10 protein-coding genes are annotated in these 13,916 nt (G+C 65.6%); 4 read left to right on the forward strand and 6 right to left on the reverse strand.

Features of this window, described 5'->3' with window-relative positions; translation table 11 throughout:
- Window positions 1–26 precede the first annotated feature (26 nt).
- The 4 genes from AEB_RS01435 to AEB_RS01450 all read right to left on the reverse strand — a co-directional run bounded on the left by AEB_RS01435 (window position 27) and on the right by AEB_RS01450 (window position 4,930).
- On the reverse strand, window positions 27–1,628 hold the full coding sequence (locus AEB_RS01435) for a carboxyl transferase domain-containing protein (RefSeq protein WP_119081526.1): 1,602 nt from the start codon (window positions 1,626–1,628) through the stop codon (window positions 27–29).
- Window positions 1,625–2,662, reverse strand: coding sequence for an alpha/beta hydrolase (locus AEB_RS01440; RefSeq protein ID WP_119081528.1), 1,038 nt, complete (start codon window positions 2,660–2,662; stop codon window positions 1,625–1,627). The genes AEB_RS01435 and AEB_RS01440 overlap by 4 nt, the downstream gene beginning before the upstream one ends.
- Entirely contained in the window at window positions 2,662–3,699 is a 1,038-nt protein-coding gene (locus tag AEB_RS01445) for an alpha/beta hydrolase (RefSeq protein ID WP_231958845.1), read from the reverse strand. The genes AEB_RS01440 and AEB_RS01445 overlap by 1 nt, the downstream gene beginning before the upstream one ends.
- A 67-nt stretch (window positions 3,700–3,766) precedes the next feature.
- Complete coding sequence (locus tag AEB_RS01450; protein ID WP_119081531.1) at window positions 3,767–4,930, reverse strand: acyl-CoA dehydrogenase family protein; 1,164 nt, start codon at window positions 4,928–4,930, stop codon at window positions 3,767–3,769.
- 145 nt (window positions 4,931–5,075) lie between these two features.
- On the opposite strand from AEB_RS01450, the gene AEB_RS01455 reads away from it, so the two are divergent.
- The 3 genes from AEB_RS01455 to AEB_RS01465 are packed head-to-tail and all read left to right on the forward strand — an operon-like array spanning window position 5,076 to window position 8,880.
- Window positions 5,076–6,587, forward strand: coding sequence for a sensor histidine kinase (locus tag AEB_RS01455; protein ID WP_231958846.1), 1,512 nt, complete (start codon window positions 5,076–5,078; stop codon window positions 6,585–6,587).
- Window positions 6,584–7,351, forward strand: a complete 768-nt coding sequence (locus AEB_RS01460) for an ATP-binding cassette domain-containing protein (RefSeq protein ID WP_119081535.1) — start codon at window positions 6,584–6,586, stop codon at window positions 7,349–7,351. The genes AEB_RS01455 and AEB_RS01460 overlap by 4 nt, the downstream gene beginning before the upstream one ends.
- Window positions 7,348–8,880, forward strand: coding sequence for an ABC transporter permease/substrate-binding protein (locus tag AEB_RS01465; protein ID WP_119081536.1), 1,533 nt, complete (start codon window positions 7,348–7,350; stop codon window positions 8,878–8,880). The genes AEB_RS01460 and AEB_RS01465 overlap by 4 nt, the downstream gene beginning before the upstream one ends.
- Here AEB_RS01465 and AEB_RS01470 read toward each other — a convergent pair.
- Together AEB_RS01470 and lgt are read right to left on the reverse strand one after the other, a co-directional pair.
- On the reverse strand, window positions 8,877–9,956 hold the full coding sequence (locus AEB_RS01470; RefSeq protein WP_231958847.1) for a class I SAM-dependent methyltransferase: 1,080 nt from the start codon (window positions 9,954–9,956) through the stop codon (window positions 8,877–8,879). The genes AEB_RS01465 and AEB_RS01470 overlap by 4 nt on opposite strands.
- Window positions 9,957–9,963: 7 nt before the next feature.
- Entirely contained in the window at window positions 9,964–10,887 is a 924-nt protein-coding gene (lgt, locus tag AEB_RS01475; RefSeq protein ID WP_172592973.1) for a prolipoprotein diacylglyceryl transferase, read from the reverse strand.
- Window positions 10,888–10,985: 98 nt separating this feature from the next.
- Here lgt and AEB_RS01480 point away from each other — a divergent pair, with 98 nt between their 5' ends.
- Window positions 10,986–13,769, forward strand: a complete 2,784-nt coding sequence (locus AEB_RS01480) for a [protein-PII] uridylyltransferase (protein WP_231958848.1) — start codon at window positions 10,986–10,988, stop codon at window positions 13,767–13,769.
- The last annotated feature ends 147 nt before the right edge of the window (window positions 13,770–13,916 follow it).

Consider the following 13,916-nt stretch of genomic DNA (forward strand, 5'->3'; position numbering starts at 1 on the left):
CTGCGGCCAAGCCGGTCAGGTGTCGGTCACATCCTGAACACACCGAAGCGCGGCGCGGGCGGAATGGGCGCTTCCAGGCAGGCGGAAAGAGCGAGCGCAAGCACGTCGCGCGTCTGGGCCGGATCGATCACGCCATCGTCCCACAGCCGCGCGGTGGCGTAATAGGGATTGCCCTCGCGTTCGTATTTCTCGCGGATCGGCGCCTTGAACGCCTCTTCCTCCGCGTCAGACCAGCGATCGGAGTCGCGATGCACGGTGGCCAGCACGCTCGCCGCCTGCTCCCCGCCCATCACGGAAATGCGGGCATTGGGCCAGGTGAACAGGAAGCGAGGGGAATAGGCGCGGCCGCACATGCCGTAATTGCCCGCGCCGAAGCTGCCGCCGATTACCACCGTGATCTTGGGCACCTGCGCGGTGGCGACGGCCGTCACCAGCTTTGCACCGTGCTTAGCGATCCCCTCCGCCTCGTATTTCCCGCCGACCATGAAGCCGGAGATGTTCTGCAGGAACAGCAGCGGAATGCCGCGCTGGCACGCCAGCTCGATAAAATGCGCGCCCTTCTGCGCGCTTTCGGAAAACAGCACGCCATTGTTGGCCAGGATCGCCACCGGCATGCCTGCCAGATGCGCGAAGCCGCACACCAGCGTGCTGCCATACTGCGCCTTGAACTCGTGAAACTCCGACCCGTCCACCAGCCGGGCGATCACCTCATGCACATCATAGGGTGCGCGGACATCTTCCGGAACGATCGCGTAGAGATCCTCCGCGTCGAATCTCGGCGCGCGAGGTTCACACAATTGCACCGGCGTTGCGTGGTGCATGCCAAGCTGGCTGACGATGTCCCGCAGGATGGTCAGCGCGTGCTCGTCATTCTCCGCAAGGTGGTCCACCACGCCCGATCTGCGAGCGTGCAGATCGCCCCCGCCCAGGTCCTCGGCGCTGATCTCCTCCCCCGTGGCGGCCTTCACCAGCGGCGGCCCGGCCAAGAAAATCGTCCCCTGCTCGCGCACGATCACGGTCTCGTCGCTCATCGCCGGCACATAGGCGCCGCCGGCGGTGCAGCTGCCCATGACGCAGGCAATCTGCGGAATGCCCAAGGCGGACATATTGGCTTGGTTGTAGAAGATGCGCCCGAAGTGATCGCGATCGGGGAACACCTCCGCCTGGTGCGGCAGGTTGGCGCCGCCGCTGTCCACCAGATAGAGGCAGGGAAGCCGGTTCTCCTGCGCGATTTCCTGCGCGCGGAGGTGCTTCTTCACCGTCATCGGATAATAGGTGCCGCCCTTCACCGTGGCATCGTTGCACAGGATCATGCACTGCCGGCCCGAGACGCGCCCGATCCCGGCGATCAGACCCGCGCCCGGCACCTCATCGGAATAGAGGCCGTTGGCCGCAAGCTGGCCGATCTCGAGGAAGGGAGAACCTGGATCGAGCAGACGCTCCACCCGATCGCGCGGCAGCAGCTTGCCCCGGGCCACATGCCGTTCCCGGCTTCCTGCCAATCCGCCAAGCGCCGCCTGAGCTACCTTGTTGCGCAGGTCCTGCGCCAGCGCGCGATTATGCGCGGCGCGCGCCCTCGCCTCCCCGCTGTCGAGGTCGAGCCGGGAGACGAGGGCGGGCGCACTCACTTCTTGTCGAGGTGCTTGGCGAAGAAGGGCAGCACGACCTCGTCGAAACGCTGACCGATCTTGTCGGTATGCGTGCCTTCATAGGTCGCCCAGTCGTGCTTGATGCCGAACTGCTCCAGCTCTTCATGGATCATCGTATCATCCTTTATGAGCCCGTCCTTCGTGCCCACGTCTGCCCCGATCGCGCGGAAGCTGCTCAGTGCCGGGATATGCGAAGGCACCATGGCGAGCGGCGAATTGTTGGCCCATTTCGCGATCACCAGATTGTCCACCTTTCCGTCAGAGATCGGAAAATCGACATAGTAAGGCGGCTTCTTCGGATTAGGCGCCCAGGCCACTGCCGAAGCCAGGCCAGCGCGCATGCCGAAGCCGGCCTGGTCCACATCGGCATAGGGCACATTCGCCATCGCCTGCGCCGATTCCACCGTTTCCGTCCGCGGTGACACGCAGCAGGCGCTCTGCGCATAGATCGCCGCGAAGGTCTCGGGATAGGTCATCCCGACCACCCAGGTGCCGTACCCGCCCATCGAATGGCCCGCGAGGCCCCGCCCGCCGCGATTGGCGATCGTGCGATAATGGCTGTCGATATAGGAGACGAGGTCCTTTGCCACGAAGGCGCGGAAGTCGCCCGTGGTGACCGATGAGGAATACATGCTGCCGCCCATCTTGGTGAGCGTGTCGGGGATCACGACGATGAATTCCTCGCCGCGTTCCGCCGAGTGGGCGACGGCTTCGGGCACATGCATGAAGTTGTAGAAATTGCGCCCGCTGATGGCGAAGCCGTGAAGGTAATAGACCACGCGGTAGCGCTTGTTCTTGTCCTTGGCATAGCTGGGCGGCAGCACAACCATCACTTCACGCTTGGTGGAATTGCCTTCCAGATTGCCGGCCAGCGAAGGGCCGGGCACCATCGGCGCTTCCACGGTGATGCCGGCGGGCACTGGCGGTTCCGGCGCAGTGATGTTCTGCGCGGCGGCGGGTACCGCCAGCAGCGCGAGCGCGGCGATGGCCAGGCTCCTCGAAAACATCTTCATCAATTCCCCTCCTTGTTCACATTGTTCTGGCCGGACAGGTGCTTGCCGAAAAAGGGCAGCACCTCTTCGCGGATACGGTCGGCAATCCGGTTGCCGTGGTCGCCTTCATACAGTTCGAACTCATAGTTTACGCCGAAGCGGTCCAGCTCCTGGCGGAACAGGCGATTGCCTTCGATGAGAAAGTCCTTGTCGCCAATATCCATGGCGAAAGCATCGAGCGCCTTCAGCGCGGGAAGATACTGGGGCACCAGCACGATCGGCGCATTCGCCGCCAGCCGCTGGTTGACCAGCGTATCGATCGTGCCGTCCTCCTTCAGTCCGGTATAGACATGCAGGATGCCGTCGTCCGATGGGTCCGGGGACCAGGTGGCAAGGGTCGAGACAGGCGCCAGATCGCCGAATTGCGCCTTGGCAATGTCATCCTCGCCCATGCCCTCGATCCGGCGGGCGATCTCCGGCGTCATTTGCATGGGATCGAGGCAGCAGGCGCTCATCATATAGATGCTGGAGAAGGTATCGGGATATTTCATCGCCAGGCGGATCGTGCCGTAGCCGCCCATGGAATGGCCGGCGAGCCCACGCGAGGCGCGCTCCGGCAGCGTGCGGTAACTGGCATCCACCCACTGCACGAGATCACGCGCAACGAAGCGCTCATAATCACCGACAGTGGGCGAGCTGGAGTAGAAGCCGCCCTTCAGCCGGGACGAGCCATCGGGGATGACCATAATCAGTTCGTTGCCGGCTTCCGCCGCAGCCTGAACGGCGGCATCGAACTTCATGCCTTCCTGATACATTTGCGGCGTGGCCCAGTAGCCGTGAAGGAAATAGACCACCGGATAACGCTTGTCGGGATGTTCGTCATACCCGGGCGGAGTCACAACATAGGCGCCGCGATCCGCGCTGTTGCCTTCCAGGTTGCCTTCCATGGCCGGGCTGTGCAGCACCTTCCATTCGATGCGCGCCTTGTCCTGCGCCGCGGCCGGTAGCGATATGATCGCTGCAAGCGCGGCCGCACCGGCCCATCCGATCCGTCTCATCATCCCCGCTCCTCTCCCACTTTTCTTTTCACGATGACGCAGAAAGGGCTGACTGTCACGGACATTGTCAACTTGCGCCGATCAGCTCCCGCCCGATCAGCATGCGCCGGATTTCGTTGGTACCGGCCCCGATATCGAGCAGTTTCGCATCGCGCAGATAGCGTTCCACGGGCCAGTCGGTGGTGTAGCCCGCCCCGCCTAGCGCCTGCACCGCTTCCCCCGCCACGCGGAAGGCATTCTCGCTAGAAAGCAGGATCGCCCCGGCAGCGTCGAAGCGGGTGGTGCGCCCGGCCGAACAGGCGCGGGCCACGGCATAGGTGTAGGCCCGGGCCGACTGGAGCGCGACATACATGTCAGCCACCTTGGCCTGCATCAGCTGAAAGCTGCCGATCGGCCGGCCGAACTGCTCGCGTTCGCGCACATAAGGGATCACCGTGTCGAGACAGGCCTGCATGATCCCCAGTTGCACGCCCGCAAGCACCGTCCGTTCGTAATCGAGGCCGCTCATCAGCACTTTCACGCCCTGGCCCACCTCACCCAGCACATGGCTGTCCGGCACCACGCAGCCGTCGAACACCAGTTCGCTGGTGGGCGAGCCGCGCATCCCGAGCTTGTCGATCTTCTGCGCAGGGGCGAAACCGGCGAAATCCCGCTCCACGAGGAAGGCCGTGATGCCCTTGCTGCCCGCGGCCGGATCAGTCTTCGCATAGACCACCAGCACGTCTGCCTCGTGCCCGTTGGTGATCCAGAACTTGCTGCCGGTCAGCGACCAGCCACCATCCACCCGCTCCGCTCGCAGCTTCATGGAAACGACATCGGAACCGGCCCCCGCCTCGCTCATCGCCAGTGCGCCGACGTGCTCGCCGGAAATGAGGCGGGGCAGGTGCCGCGCCTTCTGTTCCGCCGTGCCCCAGCGCGCGATCTGGTTGATGCACAGATTGGAATGGGCGCCATAGGAGAGTCCCACCGAAGCGCTGGCCCGGCTGACCTCCTCGATCGCCACGACATGCTCCAGATAGCCGAGTCCGAGTCCGCCATCCGCCTCCGCCACGGTGATGCCGTGCAGACCAAGTTCGCCCATCAGGGGCCACAACTCGCGCGGGAAGCGATCTTCCCGATCCACCTTCTCGGCGAGGGAGGCGATTTGCTCGTCTGCGAAGCGGGCGACGCTCTCGCGGATCATTCCCGCCTCGTCGCCCAGGCCAAAGTCGAAATCCGGGGTCGCGCGCATAGTCAATTCCTCTCCGGCCAGAGCCATAGCAAGGCAGCGTCCACAGGCAAACTCGTTACGGGTGAAATCAACCTTACGCCTGCTTCATGCACTGAAAGGATTTGGAGGGTGGCAAATCTCGTCCAAACAGCCGAAAAGGGGCCAAGTGACCATACAATCCAATCTCATGTGGCCCGTCGGCAGCCCGCCGGCTCCGAGCTTCACTCACGAGCAGCAGCGCCTGCAGGTGCTCGAATCCTACGTTCTCGATTCGCTGGTCGATGATCCAGAGCTACGCACAATCACCGAATTCGCCGCCCGGCTCTGCGACGCTCCGGTAGCCCTGATCAGCCTGGTGGAGGAGGAACGTCAGCTGTTCCTCGCGCGCGAAGGCCTGGATGCGCGCGAAACGCCCCGCGACGTCTCCTTCTGTGCCCATGCCATGCTGCACGACAGTGTGATGCTGGTCCCGGACGCGACGCAGGATGACCGCTTCGCCGATAATCCCCTCGTCACCGGGGCGCCACATATCCGCTTCTATGCCGGACAGCCGCTGATCTCCCAGGAAGGGGCTCCGCTGGGCACGCTGTGCGTGATCGACAGCCACCCTCGGCCACAGGGGCTCACGAGTTTGCAGCGGCAGGGCCTGGTGGTGCTCGGCCAGTCGGTGATGCGCCGCCTGCGATCCCGCCGCGGACAGATCGAAAGTATTCGCCGATTGCAGCGCAGCGAGGAGCAGTTACGCGCGCTGGCGGATTCCATGCCCGACATCGCGTGGTCCGCCGATGCGAATGGCAAGCTGGACTATTTCAACAGCCGCTGGTTCGAATACACCGGCGTGAAGGACGCGGAATACAAGCGCGACCTTGTCCACCCCGAGGATTACGAGCGCGCGTCCGCCGCCTGGAAGCAGGCGGTGCGCGATGGCACGCCCTACGAGGCGGAAAGCCGATTGCGCAGCGCGAATGGCGAATGGCGCTGGATGCTGGTGCGGGCCGAGCCGGTAATGGACGATGAAGGCCGGGCGCACCGCTGGTTCGGCACGATGACCGACGTGGACGAGGCGCACCGCCTGTCCGAGACGCGGGAGCTGCTGGCGCGCGAATTGTCGCACCGGATCAAGAACATCTTTGCCGTGGTGGCAGGTCTTATCTCTCTGGCGGTGCGCAAGAAGCCGGAGCATCGCGAGTTTGCCGAGGAATTGACTGGCACGATTCGCGCGCTGGGGCGCGCACATGATTATGTCCGGCCATCGGGCGGGCAGCGCCAGGGCACTCTGCTGGGCATGCTGGGGGATCTGTTCCAACCCTATGCCGATTCGTCCGGCCCCCGCGTTCATGTGCAGGGCGACGATGCACCGATCGCGGCCCGCGCAGCCACGCCCGTGGCTCTGGTGTTCCACGAGCTGGCGACCAATTCCGCCAAATATGGCGCCCTTTCCAACGATACCGGCGTGGTGGAGCTGGCGATCGAGGATCGGGGCGAGATGCTGAAGCTGCGCTGGGTGGAGCAGGGCGGCCCGCCGCCCGGCAGCGAGATGAACGAAGGCTTCGGTTCGCGCCTCGTCGATATGAGCGTGAAGGGCCAGCTCGGTGGCAGCTGGGAACGGCGCTTCACCGAGGAGGGGCTGGTGGTCGAACTGAAGCTCTCCAGGCAGGCGATCTCTCCGGATCCGTGACGGGGGGCCGCGCCCCGTTCCTGCGGTTCGAGCAGGTGTGCAAGAGCTTCGGCGGAACCCGCGCGGTTGCGGGCGTGACGCTGGATGTGCCGAAGAACGCCTTCGTGGCGCTCGTCGGCGCTTCCGGCTCGGGCAAATCCACCCTCTTAAAGACAGTCAATCGCCTGGCCGAGCCGGACACAGGCCGCGTGCTGCTGGAGGGGGAGGACGTCTCCGCCGCCCCGCCCGTGCAGCTGCGCCGACGGATCGGCTATGTCTTCCAGGGCATCGGCTTGTTCCCGCATCTGACGGTGGCCGAAAACATCGGCATCGGTCCGCGCATCCGCGGGCAGCGCGCTTCACGCGAACGGATCGCCGAACTGCTGCGACTGGTCGATCTGGACCCCGGCGTGGCAGAGCGTGCGCCTGCGGCGCTGTCGGGCGGGCAGCGCCAGCGGGTGGGCGTGGCCCGCGCGCTGGCCGCCGGGCCTCACCTGCTGCTGATGGATGAACCGTTCGGCGCGCTCGACCCCGTGACCCGCGACGCGATCGGGCGGCGCGTGCGCGATTTGCACGATCGGCTGGGCCTCACCACGATCATGGTGACCCATGACATGGCCGAAGCACTGCTTCTGGCCGACCGCGTGGTGGTGCTGGATGCCGGGCGGATCGCCGCCGACGCCACGCCCGCCGAACTGCTGGGCGGCGCCGGGGGAGACGTGGCGCAGGCGCTCGTCGCCGTGCCACGCGAGCAGGCCCGTGCCCTCGCGGGACTGGGCGGGTGAGCGCTCTCCTCGCTGCCTTCGCCGGGTTGGCACAGCCGCTGGCCGAACATGTGCTGCTGAGCGCCGCCGCGCTCGCCCTCGGCATCGTGGTGGCACTGCCGCTGGCGGTGTGGGCCAGCCGATCCCCGGTGGTGGCACGGCTTTCGCTCGGCTTCGCAGGGCTGGTGCAGACGATTCCGGCGCTGGCGCTGCTGGCGCTGTTCTTCCCGATCCTGCTCGCACTGCGCGCGGTGTTTGGCGAGGGGCTGCCGGCCCTGGGCTTCCTGCCCGCGCTGCTGGCGTTGGCCCTCTATGCCCTGCTGCCCATCCTGCGCAATGCCGTGGCGGCGCAGGCGGGGCTGGACCCCGGCGTGCTCCAGGCCGCCGATGCGATGGGGATGACCGCGTGGCAGAAGCTGCGGCTGGTGGAAGCACCGCTCGCCGCGCCGATCGTGATGGCCGGCGTGCGCACTGCGGCCGTGTGGGTCATCGGGGCCGCCACGCTCGCCACCACAATCGGGCAACCCAGCCTGGGTGATCCGATCTTCGCCGGCTTGCAGACGCAGAACTGGACACTGGTGCTGGCCGGCTGCATCGCATCCGCCGGGCTGGCGCTGGTGGCCGATGGACTGCTCGGCATGGTCGAGCGCGGCTTCGCCACCCGCAATCGCCCGCTGGCGCTGGGCGGAGCGGCGCTAGCCCTTGCGGGTATCGCCGCAGCCGCCCTCGCTGGCGCAGGCGGGCCGCGCGAACAGGTGGTGATCGGCGCCAAGACCTTTACCGAGCAATATATCCTCGCCCGGCTGATCGGAGACCGGCTGGAGCGCGCCGGTTACGACGTCACCTATCGCGAGGGCCTTGGCTCGGCCGTGATCCATAGTGCCCTCACCAGCGGCGCGATCGACGTCTATGTCGAATATTCCGGCACGATCTGGACCAACGAAATGCACCGGGACGGCAATCCGCCGCCCGAGGAGATGATCCGCCAAATCGCGCAATGGGAACGCGACGGCAGCGGCACGCTGGTGCTGGGCGCGCTCGGTTTTGAGAACGCCTATGCGCTGGCGATGAAGGAAGATCGGGCCAGGGCGCTGGGGATCGCCTCGCTGGCGGATCTCACGCCCATCGCCGCCACGCTGACCATCGGCAGCGATGTGGAGTTCTTCGAGCGGCCAGAATGGCACGCGGTGCGCAGCGCCTATGGGCTGGAGGCGGCGCGAACGCGCACCTTCGCACCCACCTTCATGTATAATGCGCTTGGAAGCGGCGGGGCGGACGTAATCAGCGCCTACACCTCCGACGGGCGGATTGCCGCCGATCGCCTGCGCGTGCTGGACGACCCGAAGAACGCCTTGCCCAATTACGACGCGCTGCTGATGATCGCCCCCGGCCGGGCGGATGAAGCGCGCTTCGTGGAGGCGCTGCGTCCGCTGGTGGGCGCCATCCCGGTAGAAGCAATGCGCGAGGCGAACTACGCCGTCGATCGGGAGCAGGACAAGCGCACGCCCGCACAGGCCGCGCAAATGCTCGGCAAGGCGATCGGCCGCTAGCCGCTGCCCGGCGCCCGGGGAGCAGGCGGAAAACCGGCGCCATCGGGCCAGCCCGGTGCTGCAAGCGCCATCACCTTGAACAACTCGCCCATTTGCTCCGGCGCGATCAGCCGATCCTTCGCCAGCAGCAGGCTTTGACGCTCTTCCGGCGCGACGCGCCCGAGCGCCTGCGCTCTTTGTTCGATCCCCAGCGCGCGGAGGAAATCCCCCTGCGTCACCGTGCCCAGCCAGCGCGCATCGCGTGACAGGGTGACATCCCGGAGGATCGAAAAATCGACCAGCGCGGTCAGATCCGCCTCCCCCGGCTCTGCGAAGGGATCGACCTTCCGATGTGCCCGCACCGCCTGCAGCGTCGAGCCGAAGCGCGGTTCCGCATAGCCATAATCCACGAACAGCGCCGCCCCGCCCTGTTGCTTCAGCCGCCCCGCGATCTCGAAAGTGATCGCCGCAGCCGCCGGGCAGGTTTCCAGAATCGTGCCGATTTCTGCCGTGCGGCGCGCCTCGGGCACGGCGGCATCCATCGGCTGGCGCCCGGCAGTGAACACGAACTCTCCATCGCGTGCCGCCACCATGCGCTCGCGCCAGCCCTCTTCGGTGTAGACCAGCTGCCTGATCGGGAGCGCGTCGAAGAACTCGTTGGCGACGACGAGGATCGGCCCATCGCTGGGCACGCGCGACAAATCTTCATAGAAGCGCGCCTCGGGCACGGCTTCCAGCGCCAGCGCCTTCAGCCGCTGCGAGGCTTCCACGAAATGCACCGACGGCGCGGCACCATGCTGGCGCATCGCCCGCAGGGCGTCGCGCGCCAAGGTTCCGCGCCCCGGACCAAGCTCCACGTAATGGAGCGGTGCCGCGGCGCCTGAGCGCAGCCACATATCCGCCAGCCACAGGCCGATCAGTTCGCCGAACATCTGGCTGATCTCAGGCGCGGTGATGAAGTCCCCACCTGCACCGAACGGATCGCGGGACGTATAGTAGCGGGCGTTCGCCTCGCCCATGAAGTGCTGCACGCTGATCGGCCCGGTGGCCCCGATCAGCCGCCGGAAACTCTCACCGAGCGACGCAGGTTCGCTCACGCCCTTCTCATGTGCCGGGAGACGGTGCCATGCTTGCGCCGGACCGGCGGCCGCCCGCCAGTTCCGGCCGCGACAGCGCCCAGCCGACCAACCCCAGCCCGGCGAGGAACAGCGGAATGGTAAGCCACTGGCCCATGCTCAATCCCGTGCGCAGGGCAAATTCCGCCAGTTGGGCATCCGGCTCACGAAAGAACTCCACGATGAAGCGTGCAGCGGAAATGGTGCAGACAAAGGTGCCCACCAGCAGGCCGGTACGATAGCGAGCGCGCGTTTTCCAGAACAGCGGCAGCATGATTGCGATCACCAGCGCACCTTCCAGCAGCGCTTCATAAAGCTGGCTGGGGTGGCGGGGCAGCGGCCCTGCGTGGGGAAACACCATGGCCCAGGGCACGCTGGCGTCCGTCACCCGGCCCCACAATTCACCGTTCACGAAATTGGCCAGCCGACCGAACAACATGCCGAAGCCCACATTCACCGAGATGTAGTCGCAAACGCGAATGAAGGAGAGATGCCCGCGCCAGGAGACGAAGGCGATCGCGATCGTGGTACCGATCAAGCCGCCGTGGAAGCTCATCCCGCCATCCCACAGGCGCAGCAGATCCCAGCTGATCGTTTGCCCCGGAGTGAAATGGGTGAAGAGGCTGGGCGTGCCTGTATCTCCCCCGGTGTAGAAGGCGGCATACCCCAGCCGCCCGCCGAAGATGATGCCGAGCGTGCAATAGAAGAACAAATCGTCGGCATGCTTCTGCGCCATTGGCGCGCCGGGTGCCTTCACCATCTTCGAGAGGTGCCAATATCCCAGCAGAATCCCGCATAGATAGGCGAGCGAATAGAAGCGCAGGGTAAAGGGGCCGATCGGAATGCCAGGGCGCAGGCCGAGATCTTCCCAGTGAAGCGGGGCACTCGCAGCCGCGCTGAGCAGGTCCAACATCTGAATCGCGTCCTCCTTGCCCGGCCTTTGCCACCAATCGCGCCGCCGCGCAAAGCCCGCGCCGGCTTTGCCGCCGGGCACGCGTCACCTCGCGTTGCATGCGCCGCGCCAGCCTCTATGTGAAGGGTGTGAGCACGCTAAAGATTCCCAACCAGCGCGCGGTGGTCGATCGCCGCCGGCTCGCAGCCGCCATTGCCGATGCCGTGGCCGAGGACGGGGCGCAGAAGGCCCGCCCGCGCGTGCTGGAGCTGCTGCGCACCGCGCTCGCCGAAGGGCGTGATGAGCTGGCGCGCCGTCTGGCCGAGCGCCCCTCCGCCGGGCACGACGCGACGCATGGCTATGCCTTCCTGATCGACCAGTTGATCCGCGTGCTGCACGATCATGTGATCGAGCATGTCTATCCCAACGCCAACCGCAGCAGCGGCGAACGGCTCGCCCTGCTGGCGGTGGGCGGGTATGGCCGCGGCGAGATGGCGCCGCATTCGGATGTGGACATCGGCTTCATCACTCCGATCAAGACGCCCGCCTGGTGCGAGCAGGTGATCGAGGCGATGCTCTATTTCCTGTGGGATCTCGGCCTGCATGTGGGCCATTCCAGCCGGTCGCTGGACGAAATGGTGCGCATGGCGCGCAGCGACCTGACGATCCGCACCGCCCTGCTGGAAGGCCGCTTCCTGTGGGGCGACCAGGATCTGTATGACGAGGCCAGCCGCCGCTTCTGGAGCGAGGTGGTGCCCGGCTCCGAAGCGCAGTTCGTTGCAGAAAAGCTGGAAGAGCGCAACGCCCGGCACAAGCGAATGGGCGACAGCCGCTATGTGGTCGAACCCAATGTGAAGGACGGCAAGGGCGGGCTGCGCGATCTGCAAACGCTCTACTGGATCGGCAAGTATATCCACCGCGTGAAGAGCGCGGCCGAGCTGGTCGACGTGGGCCTGTTTACCCAGAAAGAATATCGCAGCTTCCGCCGCGCGGAAAACTTCCTGATGGCGGTGCGCTGCCATCTCCACACGCTGGCGAAACGGGCGGAGGACCGGCTGACCTTCGACGTACAGCGTGAAGTGGCCCGGCGGATGAACTTCGCCGACCGGCCGGGCAAGAGCTCGGTCGAGCGCTTCATGCAGTATTATTTTCTGCAGGCCCAGCACGTGGGCAATCTGACCGGCGTGTTCCTTGCCCACATCGACACGCAGATGGAGATGCGCAAGCGGACGCGCGGGCTGTTCCCGACGCGGCGCAAGCGCGCCCGCCGGCTCAAGGGCTATGCGGTCGAGGATGGACGCATCAGTGCTCCGAGTGACGACTGGTTCCGTGAAGATCCCGTCCGGCTGCTGGAAATCTTCAGGCTGGCCGAGGAACAGGGGCTGGAAGTCCACCCGGAAACGATGCGCAGCGCCCGCCGGGATGCGGAGCTGATCAAGGCCCCGATCCGCCGCGACAAGCGCGCCAATGCCCTGTTCATGGATGTGCTGACGGGTCGCAACGACCCCGAAACGGTACTGCGCTGGATGAACGAGGCGGGTGTATTCGGTCGCTTCGTGCCGGATTTCGGCAAGGTCAACGCGCAGATGCAGTATGACATGTACCACCACTATACGGTGGACGAGCATACGATCCGCGCCATCGGCCTGCTCGCGCGGATCGAGCGCGGCGAACTCAACCAGGACCACCCGCTCGCGAGCGCCATTATCGCGCGGATCACCCACCGCAGGGTGCTCTATGTCGCCACCATGCTGCATGACATCGCCAAGGGGCGTGGGGGCGACCACTCGCTGCTCGGCGCGGAGCTGGCACTCAAGCTGTGCCCGCGGCTGGGCCTCGACAAGGATGAGACGGAGCTGGTCAGCTGGCTGGTGCGCTGGCACCTGCTGATGAGTGCCACCGCCTTCAAGCGCGATCTCTCCGATCCGAAGACTATCGATGATTTCGTGGGCGAAGTGCATACGCTGGAACGACTGCGCCTGCTGACGCTGCTCACCATCGTCGATATCCGCGCAGTAGGCCCTGGCATCTGGAACAGCTGGAAACGGCAGCTTCTGGGTGAGCTCTACGAGCTGGCCGAGGAGCGGATGCGGCTGGGGAAGGCGACGCACTACCGCGCCGAGCGTGTGGGCGCCAAGAAGGAGCGCGTGGCCGAAATCCTGGGCGAGAAGGCCGCCCTCATCGGCGAGCTGGAAGACCGCTTCGACGATGCCTACTGGATTGCCGAGCCCGCGGACATCATCGCGCGCAACCTGCTGCACTATGACGCCGCCAAGCGGGTGAACGACAAACTCTCCATCTATGCCGAATATTATCCTGCACGCGGCGCCACGCTGGTGACCTTCGTGGGAGACGATCATCCTGGCCTGTTCTACCGCATCGCAGGGGCCATCCATCTCGCCGGCGGCAATATCATCGACGCGCGCATCCATACCAATCGTCTGGGCAAGGCGGTGGACAATTTCCTGGTGCAGGATCCGCTCGGCAAGCCATTCAGCGAGGAGAGCCAGATCGAGCGGCTGCAGACCGCGATGAAGGATGCGCTGGCCGACAAGATCGAGCTCGTCCCGCAGCTGGCCAAGCGCCCGCTGGCGCGGCCCCGCGCCGACGCCTTCACCGTGCGCCCGCAGGTGTTCTTCGACAATGATGCGTCGGAGCGTTTCACCGTGATCGAAGTCAACGCCACCGATCGCCCGGCATTGCTGAACCGGCTGGCGCGCGCGCTGTTCGAAGCACAGCTGATCATCAATTCCGCGCATATCACGCAATATGGCGAGCGGGCGGTGGACACGTTCTACGTCACCGATCTGCTGGGCCACAAGATTACCAGCAAGGAACGCCAGCGGAAGGTGGAAAAAGCGCTGCTGGCAGCCGCTGGCGAATCCGCAGCGGTTGCGGCATAGAGCGGATCAGCGGCGATCCCGATCGCTGGAGGACAGGCGCTGCTCGGCCGGCCGGAGATTGCGCACCACCTGTCGCTTCGCGGACTGAAACCGAGCTTAGTTAACATAGCAGACAGGAAAGCCCACCGATCCACGGCAGGCGCATCA

This window comes from Altererythrobacter sp. B11, from assembly GCF_003569745.1.
GTDB lineage: Bacteria > Pseudomonadota > Alphaproteobacteria > Sphingomonadales > Sphingomonadaceae > Croceibacterium_C.

What these genes read in the sequence shown, in the direction of transcription:
- AEB_RS01445 (WP_231958845.1), bottom strand. Translation starts at nt 3,699, where the DNA reads ATGAGACGGATCGGATGGGCCGGTGCGGCCGCGCTTGCAGCGATCATA.
- lgt (WP_172592973.1), bottom strand. Translation starts at nt 10,887, where the DNA reads ATGTTGGACCTGCTCAGCGCGGCTGCGAGTGCCCCGCTTCACTGGGAA.
- AEB_RS01450 (WP_119081531.1), bottom strand. Translation starts at nt 4,930, where the DNA reads ATGCGCGCGACCCCGGATTTCGACTTTGGCCTGGGCGACGAGGCGGGA.
- AEB_RS01480 (WP_231958848.1), top strand. Translation starts at nt 10,986, where the DNA reads ATGCGCCGCGCCAGCCTCTATGTGAAGGGTGTGAGCACGCTAAAGATT.
- AEB_RS01440 (WP_119081528.1), bottom strand. Translation starts at nt 2,662, where the DNA reads ATGAAGATGTTTTCGAGGAGCCTGGCCATCGCCGCGCTCGCGCTGCTG.